Here is a 7,484-nt window from a genome sequence, read left to right as displayed (position 1 = left end):
CAGCGTAGCCAGCAGCCCGTAGCGCTGCAAAGAGGGCGTAGCCGCCACCAAAACGGAAAAAGAAGGAGTAGCCATAATCGACTGTGACCAACCTCAGAGCAGCATTGCCAAGCTGCGAGAAAATGAGTTGGCCGACCTGGAAGAAGATGCTGAGAAACAGGAGCGTTTCAGCAGTCTCAATCGCCCTGCCTACTCGGTATTCGACTGTACCATAGAAGAAGCTGCTCAGTACATGAAGCAACTCGATGGCAAAGTAGATCTAGTGTTTATTGATATGCCTGGTACCCTGAATAACCCGGCACTACCTGCTATCTGGGCTAAGCTCGATTACATCTTCATTCCCTTAGAAGGAGACGAAATCAATGTATCGGCCTCAGAAGGATTTGTAGCTGTTATTGAAAACTACATTAAGAAACAGCTCGACACACACCAAATATTACGGCTGATAAGTCGGTTGAAGTAGCTTTTAGCTATCTTAGCTTCTAGTCCCACGCGTTGTTCAGCAAGCCATGTCTTTGTACGTACAAACTTCGTTTGCACGCACAAAGACATAGGGGAAATTGACGCAAGCTATTTCCCCTATGTCTCGCTGGAGGTAGCCCCCCAGGCCCCGCCTTTTTCTAGTTATATAGCCCCAGCGATTGCTATTCCAATGAACCCCACACCTGATACCGAAGGGAAGAAAGAGCGCACCAAAGAGGTGCTAGATGCCCGGTTCGAGTTCCGTCTGAGCAAGGCCGAAAAGCAGCTCATTGCCGAGAAAGCAAAGCTAGCGGGGCTCAAACCAAACGAGTTTGTGCGGCGGGCGGCGCTAGGCATTGAAGTGAAGGAGCGCATGCCTGCCGACTTACGGCGATTCGTCGGGGGAGTAGCCAACAACCTGAATCAGTTGACTCGACTAGCTAATTCCGGTAAGTTAAATGCAGCCAGCGGTGCTGATCTAGGATTTATTGCCAAGGCACTTATGAAGTTTATCCAGTCATAGATATGATAGCTAAGACCAATTTAGGAGCCGATTTCGAGGGAGCAATTGCCTATGGGCAAGGTATACGTTCGGGCCGCACGAACAAGCAAGCCAGCCTCGTAAGTGTCGCCAATATCTACAGCGAAGATCCAAAAGGGATTGCAGGGGAGATGCGTGATGTAGCGAGCTTAAGCGAGAAAATACAGAAGCCGGTTTGGCATACGGTACTGTCCTGGGCACCCGGCGAAGAGGTTACATTGGAGCAAAAACGGCAAGCCGCCGCCCTCTATTGCGAGCTGATCGGAGCCACGTTGGACCGCCACCAGGTAGCCGTTTACGAGCATAAAGATAAGCCCCATGCTCACCTGCATATCTATATCAATCGGGTTCCGATTGATGGGGGACCGGCCTTGCGCAGCGATCAAAACTATGCCCGCAATGTGAAGGCGACGCAGCAGATTCGAGAGAAACTGGGTATGGCTCCCTTGCCCGAACGCCGGCAAAGTCTGAAGGATCACAGCCCCGAAAAGGAGGCTACTCGGGAATTGGTGCAGGCGGCATTAGCCACGGCGCTACGCGACAAACAGGTTACCACCGTTGAGCAGTTGCAGCAGGTCCTTCAGCAGCAGAGTATCCAAACGCAAATCCGGCGCGATGAGCAGGGTATCCTTACCGGCGTAAGCTTTCGGGCCGGCCAGACGGCCGTAACTGGCACCCAAGTAGGCTACAAAGGGCAGCAACTCCGCGACCACTTTGCCCAGGAACCAAAGCCAGCGCTCCGCAGCCAGCGCAGCCAGAAGGCCGAGCCAGGCACCGGGCAGGCCCGCAGCAATCAACCTGGCCAGCGGAAAGCCGCGCACCCTACCAGTTCGGATGCTGACCGACAGGCAGCCCGCGAATACGTGAACGGCAGCCTCACCACGGCGCTTCAGGATAAGCAATTAACCACACTGGATGCCTTAACGGTCCGATTGCGCGAGCAGGGAATAGTTACCGCGTTCAAGCGCGACGAGAAGGGAATACTGGTTGGCTCCGCTTTCCGGTATGGGGAGGTAATGGTAAAAGGCACCGAAGTAGGATTCAAAGCCAAGCAGCTCCGGGATCACTTTGCCGACGAGCCCCAGCCGGCCCAACGCACCCCAGCAGCACGGGCCACCGAGGATGCCGCAGGGCCAGGCATAGCAACACAGGGGCCAGCCAGAGGCAGCCAGCCAGATTCGGTGGTCGGAGAACTAGGCGAGTTGATCGGTGCACTAGGCCAGGGTGCCAGCAATGATGGGGCAGGAGATGAAGCCCGCGATAACGAAAACGAAATAAAACAGCGCCGCCGACGCCGGCCTAAGTTATAACTATCATATCTTCACAGTATGTTCCACCTTACATGCTAAGAAGATAATGGAAGACGAAAGATCAATGCGAAAAATGTTGGACTTCACGAGGATGCTCAGCATTGCCCTCGTTTTAGTCCATGTGTACTATTACTGCTATGGGTTTTTTGGGTCATTCGGCCTTATCGCCCACTGGAGCGATAGTATCCTAGTAAAATTCAGCACGAAAACCGGACTGTTTGCCGGGCCGTGGGTAACGAAAGCAGCGGTTGTTTTCTTTCTGTTGCTTTCGTGCATGGGAGCGAAGGGAAAGCCATCCGAAACCCTAACGTGGAAGCCTATTGGCGTTTATGTAGGAGTTGGGGCACTGTTTTTCTTTGGAAGCGGGCTACTGCTGGATTTGCCTTACGGGGTGACGATAATAGCCGTGCTTTATATGCTGGCGATTTTCATTGGCTATCTATTCCTGTTGCGGGCCGGCAACTTCATTAGCCGACTGCTGAGCGTCAATCTAATGAATGACGTGTTTAACACGGAGAATGAAACCTTCCCCCAGGAAGAACGCAAGATGGAAAACGAGTTTTCCGTCAACCTGCCAACCACTTACTTTCTAAAGGGCAAGAAGCGTAAGGGATGGGTGAACATCGTTAATCCTTTTCGGGCTACGGTGGTCTACGGTACGCCCGGCTCGGGTAAGTCGTTCGCGGTGATCAATCAGTTTATCAAGCAGCACTTGTTCAAAGGCTTTGCCTTGTATGTGTATGACTACAAGTTCCCTGACCTGAGCATGATTGCCTACAACGAACTGCAAAAGAACAAGGACAAGTATAAAAACCCGGTCAACTTTTACGTCATCAACTTCGATGACCCCAAAAAGAGCCACCGTTGCAACCCGCTCATGCCGGCCATGATGACGGATATAGCCGATGCCACCGAATCGGCTACCACCATTATGTTGAACCTGAACCGGAAGTGGATCGAAAAGCAGGGTGATTTCTTCGTTGAGTCCCCAATCAACTTCGTGGCGGCCATCATCTGGTTTCTGAAGATCTACAAGCAGGGCAAGTACTGCACTTTCCCCCACGTCATCGAGTTTTTGGGGCGCGAGTATGAAGAGATGTTTCCCATTCTGCTTTCGTATGACGAGTTGGAGAATTACGCTAAGCCGTTCGTATCGGCCTTTGAAGGGGGAGCAATGGATCAGCTGGAAGGACAGATTGCCAGCGCCCGTATTGGTTTGGCCCGCCTGGCATCCCCGGCGCTCTATTGGGTGATGAGTGGCAGTGATTTTACGCTCGACCTCAACAACCCAGAACAACCCAAGGTGCTCTGTGTAGCCAACAACCCGGACCGGAAGGGCATTTACGGGGCGGCGCTGGGACTTTACAACGCCCGCATCATCAAGCTCATCAACCGCAAAGGTAAGCTCAAATCATCGGTGATTGTCGATGAGTTGCCGACCATCTACTTTAAGGGCCTGGAGGACCTGATTGCCACGGCGCGTAGTAACAAGGTTTCCACCTGCCTTGGCATTCAGACCAAGGCACAACTCGATCAGCAGTACGGCAAGGCTGAGTCCACTACGTTGCAGGAACTGTTTGGCACGGTGATTTCGGGCCAGGTAACGGGCGACAGTGCCGAAATGCTAAGCAAGCGTTTCGGGAAGATTCTGCAAAAGCGTCAGAGCCTGAGCATCAACAGCCGCGACACGAGCAGCAGCATTTCCACCCAGCTCGATATGATGATTCCGGCCAGCAAGATTTCCGGTCTGACGCAGGGCACGTTTGTTGGGGCGGTAGCGGACAATTTCGATGAAAAAGTACCCCAGAAGGTCTTTCATGCGGAAATCATGGTAGACATGGCGAAAATAAAGCAGGAGGAAGCCAGCTACACGGACATACCAGGGATCAAAACCTACAAGGATTTCAACACCGGAGAGGTACGCTACTTTGTTGATCGGGAAACCGGAGAAGATTGCACCGAGGACATTCTGCGGGAAAACTATGGTCGAATTAAAGATGATATTCGGACTATTATCGAGGACGAGATAGAAAGAATAAAATCTACTCCTAGTTTGGCGCACTTAATCAAACCTCAGAAGCCCAAAAAGTAATCAAGATGATGCTACGAATAACGATTGGTAAGCGCTTTGCCATGCTGCGCGACGAGTTGAAAGGCGATGAACCGTGGACGCAGAGTAAAGTAGCCAGCAAAACAGGCTTAACTACCAACCAAGTAGCACGATTGGAGCAAAGCGGGGCCGGCAGCATTGATGGGTTTCTTACCATGCTCATCTTTTACCTGAACCAAGGCTATAATCTTAACTGGATTCTAATGGAGGATAATGAGCAGGTAGGAAAGCTCTTTATTAATGAAAACACCAAAGATATTGACACGCAAGGTTCAATTGCCGCACTACAAACGCTAAAGTCTTCTTTGACAGAGCTGTTAGAAACCGAGATTGACAAAGTTGTAGTGAAGCTGACCCCCTAGTTTTACTGTGACTAAATAATTTTAAGCAAATATCTTAATTATTTAGTCATACAGACGTTAGTAATTTATTATATTTGTTAAGGAAGCCCTCCGCAAGAGGGCTTTCCTTTTTTCTACCCTATCCCCTACACTATGGCTGAGCAACAAAAGACGCCGGAAAGCGCCGGAAAACGCCCCCCTCGGAGCGAGGAAGAATGGGCTCTTATCAGAGCTAATACTGAGCGCAAGCAAGTCCGGGAGGGCTTTCGTTCGTCGCTCAAACAAGTGGAAGTCGTGTTGAAAAAGGAAGGCCAGGAACGTGCAGCACAGCTGTTGTACGGTGTAGCACTCGACATGCACAAGCCAGATTCACGCCTAATAGGGGATAAGGTGCTTCACTTTCAAGAGGCAGTACAAGTTGCCGGGACGGTGCCGGCGCTAGCCGGCAGTCCCGTGCTGGCCAAGTTGCAAGAGCAGGGCGCCATCATGCAGGAGCCGACACCTTACGAAAAGTCAAACAGAATTAACCACCAATCTAAAAACCCCATTATCACTATGGAACAGCAAACCCCTACCGATGGCGTAAAGCCCAAAGCGCAGGAAGAAACGCCCGCTCAGAAAAACGACTCGCAAACCCAGCAAGCGCGAGTTGACTTCAATGCCAATGCCCAGCCGGTAGCCGACGCGCTACGAAAGGCGGGCAAAGACACGGAGGCCCAGCAGCTGGAGGAAGCCAGCAAGATCATTGCTCCGGCCGGGGAGCAAAAGAAAGTAGCGCCCGCCGCGCCCAAGCCGCAGATGAGCGAGGAACGGGAAGAATTTGTTAGGAATGCGCAGCCGGTAGCGGACGCCTTACGCAAGAGTGGCAAGGAAGATGAGGCCAAGCAGCTTGAAGCCGCCGCAAAATATATTGGGGGGGGCCAGCAGCAGCAGCAACGCATTGCCCAGCCAACGGAAGGCCACAAGCCCGGTACGCTGAAAGACGTGCTCGACAACATCTGGAACGTGATTGACCAAGATCCGAACCTGAAAAACATGGAGCAGGCCAAAAACCTGCGTAACGCTTCCAAAAAACTTGAAGGAGCGGGGATCTTGGACGTGCGCGTACAGGATGGCTTAGTGACTCCGTTCCTCAGCAATTTTGCGGCGAACTTCGCGCAGCAGGCCCACATGCCCGAGAAGCAGGAGGGACAGAAAGTTACCTTGGAGTCTAAGGCCAAAGAAGGCCCGGAGCTACCTGGCGCGGCTGGGCAGACGGTAAACCCTACCCAGGCAAAACCTGATGCTACCGTAGCTACCGAAGCGAAGATTTCAACCGGCACCCCAGCCGATGGGACTAGCGTGCAAACCCGTGATTCCAGCGGGCAGGAAGTGAAAACATCGGTTGCTTCCGGGGAGGCAGCTCGCGGCGTAGTAGCCCAGGCAGTGACAGATGCCAAAGTAACTGCTGAAACCCAGCAGCCAGCAGCCACCGCCGCAAAACTCGATTCGCCGGCCAGCAGCAAACCGACTCAGACTCCCGAGCAAACGCCCGCGGCTTCCTTGGCACAGAATGCCACTGAGAAATCAGCTCCGGCCCTTCAGTTCACGCAGTACGCCCCGACGCCCGATACCGGCGTCATTGAAAACCGCAAGACGGTTAGTAACCCCATGGACGTATTAAATATAGGCATCACGGCTGATGGTCGTTTCGGGGTAAACCCCCAGTTGAACCAGGCGCGTTTGATTGGCGACGGCATGAAGTCACTGGAGAAGTTCTTTGACTACGAGATGCCAACCAGTGGGCACAAAATTGCCAAGGTAGGTTTAGCGGAGCCCGGCCAGATGAAACAGACTGCGGAAGGCTGGGAAGTAGCGAAGAAGGGCCAGCTCGAATTGACTGATACAGCGGGTAACGTATTCCGTCCAGCGCTGAAGCCCGAAGCGCAGGCCCAGCAGGTAGCGCCCGCGCAGCAAGAAGCGCCCGCGCAACAGGTGACGCCCACTCAGCAGCCAAGCAAGATGCAGGGGAAATCATTTACCAGCGACGATGTTCCATTTGCGGCTTTGGCCGCGCTGGGAATGAAGCAAGATGATCTGGTGAAGTCAGGGCAGATGCAAGCCCTGCTCGACGGCCGAAAGACCGAACTACTGCCTACTTTCTCGACCAATAACGCAGCCGGGGAAAGTGTGCCTTTCACGGCCCGCCTTCAGCTCGTACGCGATGAGAAGGGCGTAGTCGATCTACGGGTTGAGACGCCCAAGCACCAGTTGGAGATTCCCAAACAGATACTTGGCAACGACATTACCCCAGCGATGAAAGAGCAACTAGAGCAACGGGGCGTAGTGCCCCTGGCCACGTTGAAGGATGCGCAGGGCGAGCCGTTCAAAGGATGGATTGCCGTGGATAAAGAAATGAAAACCGTTGTTACGGTGCGAGAGGAAAATGTTATGCCCGTGAAGCAAATTATGGGACTTGACCTGAACGCGGCGCAGCAGCGCCGCCTCTTCTCTGGAGAGCCAACCCGCCTGGAAGGCTTGAAGCGCGGGGAAGCCGACATGATTAGCGCCACGGCTCAACTCGACCCAGTTAAGCGGTCGATTACCTTCTCTAAAGCGGAGCCATACGCCGTAAAGCAGAAAGAAGAAATGGTAGTAGCGGCCCCCAAGTCCGCCCTCAAAATAGGTTAACCAGTAGCTTCATTAGGGAAAATCAGTTCTTAGACCATCTAGGAACTGAT

Annotated in this window: 6 protein-coding genes; all 6 read left to right on the top strand. The window is 52.9% G+C overall.

The window, feature by feature from the left end; genetic code table 11:
* Nucleotides 1-127 precede the first annotated feature (127 nt).
* Complete coding sequence (locus J4D97_RS20930; protein ID WP_208309272.1) at nucleotides 128-463, top strand: ParA family protein; 336 nt, start codon at nucleotides 128-130, stop codon at nucleotides 461-463.
* 189 nt (nucleotides 464-652) lie between these two features.
* Nucleotides 653-985, top strand: a complete 333-nt coding sequence (locus tag J4D97_RS20925; RefSeq protein ID WP_208309271.1) for a plasmid mobilization protein — start codon at nucleotides 653-655, stop codon at nucleotides 983-985.
* A 2-nt stretch (nucleotides 986-987) separates the two neighbouring features.
* Complete coding sequence (locus J4D97_RS20920; protein WP_208309270.1) at nucleotides 988-2,313, top strand: relaxase/mobilization nuclease domain-containing protein; 1,326 nt, start codon at nucleotides 988-990, stop codon at nucleotides 2,311-2,313.
* Nucleotides 2,314-2,359: 46 nt separating this feature from the next.
* Nucleotides 2,360-4,405, top strand: a complete 2,046-nt coding sequence (gene mobC, locus J4D97_RS20915; protein ID WP_208309269.1) for a conjugal transfer protein MobC — start codon at nucleotides 2,360-2,362, stop codon at nucleotides 4,403-4,405.
* 5 nt (nucleotides 4,406-4,410) lie between these two features.
* Nucleotides 4,411-4,785, top strand: a complete 375-nt coding sequence (locus tag J4D97_RS20910; protein ID WP_208309268.1) for a hypothetical protein — start codon at nucleotides 4,411-4,413, stop codon at nucleotides 4,783-4,785.
* 132 nt (nucleotides 4,786-4,917) lie between these two features.
* A complete protein-coding gene (locus J4D97_RS20905; protein WP_208309267.1) occupies nucleotides 4,918-7,434 on the top strand; it encodes a DUF4099 domain-containing protein in 2,517 nt (838 codons plus the stop codon).
* Nucleotides 7,435-7,484: the final 50 nt, after the last annotated feature.

Origin of the sequence: Hymenobacter defluvii, from assembly GCF_017589435.1 — a bacterium.
Taxonomy (GTDB): domain Bacteria; phylum Bacteroidota; class Bacteroidia; order Cytophagales; family Hymenobacteraceae; genus Hymenobacter; species Hymenobacter profundi.
Note: the sequence above shows the minus strand (reverse complement) of the source record. Positions and strands in the feature narration are given on the sequence as shown.

Bases quoted from the DNA above. Each gene is read 5' to 3' on its own strand.
- J4D97_RS20925 (WP_208309271.1), top strand. From the start codon at position 653: ATGAACCCCACACCTGATACCGAAGGGAAGAAAGAGCGCACCAAAGAG.
- J4D97_RS20920 (WP_208309270.1), top strand. From the start codon at position 988: ATGATAGCTAAGACCAATTTAGGAGCCGATTTCGAGGGAGCAATTGCC.
- mobC (WP_208309269.1), top strand. From the start codon at position 2,360: ATGGAAGACGAAAGATCAATGCGAAAAATGTTGGACTTCACGAGGATG.
- J4D97_RS20910 (WP_208309268.1), top strand. From the start codon at position 4,411: ATGATGCTACGAATAACGATTGGTAAGCGCTTTGCCATGCTGCGCGAC.
- J4D97_RS20905 (WP_208309267.1), top strand. From the start codon at position 4,918: ATGGCTGAGCAACAAAAGACGCCGGAAAGCGCCGGAAAACGCCCCCCT.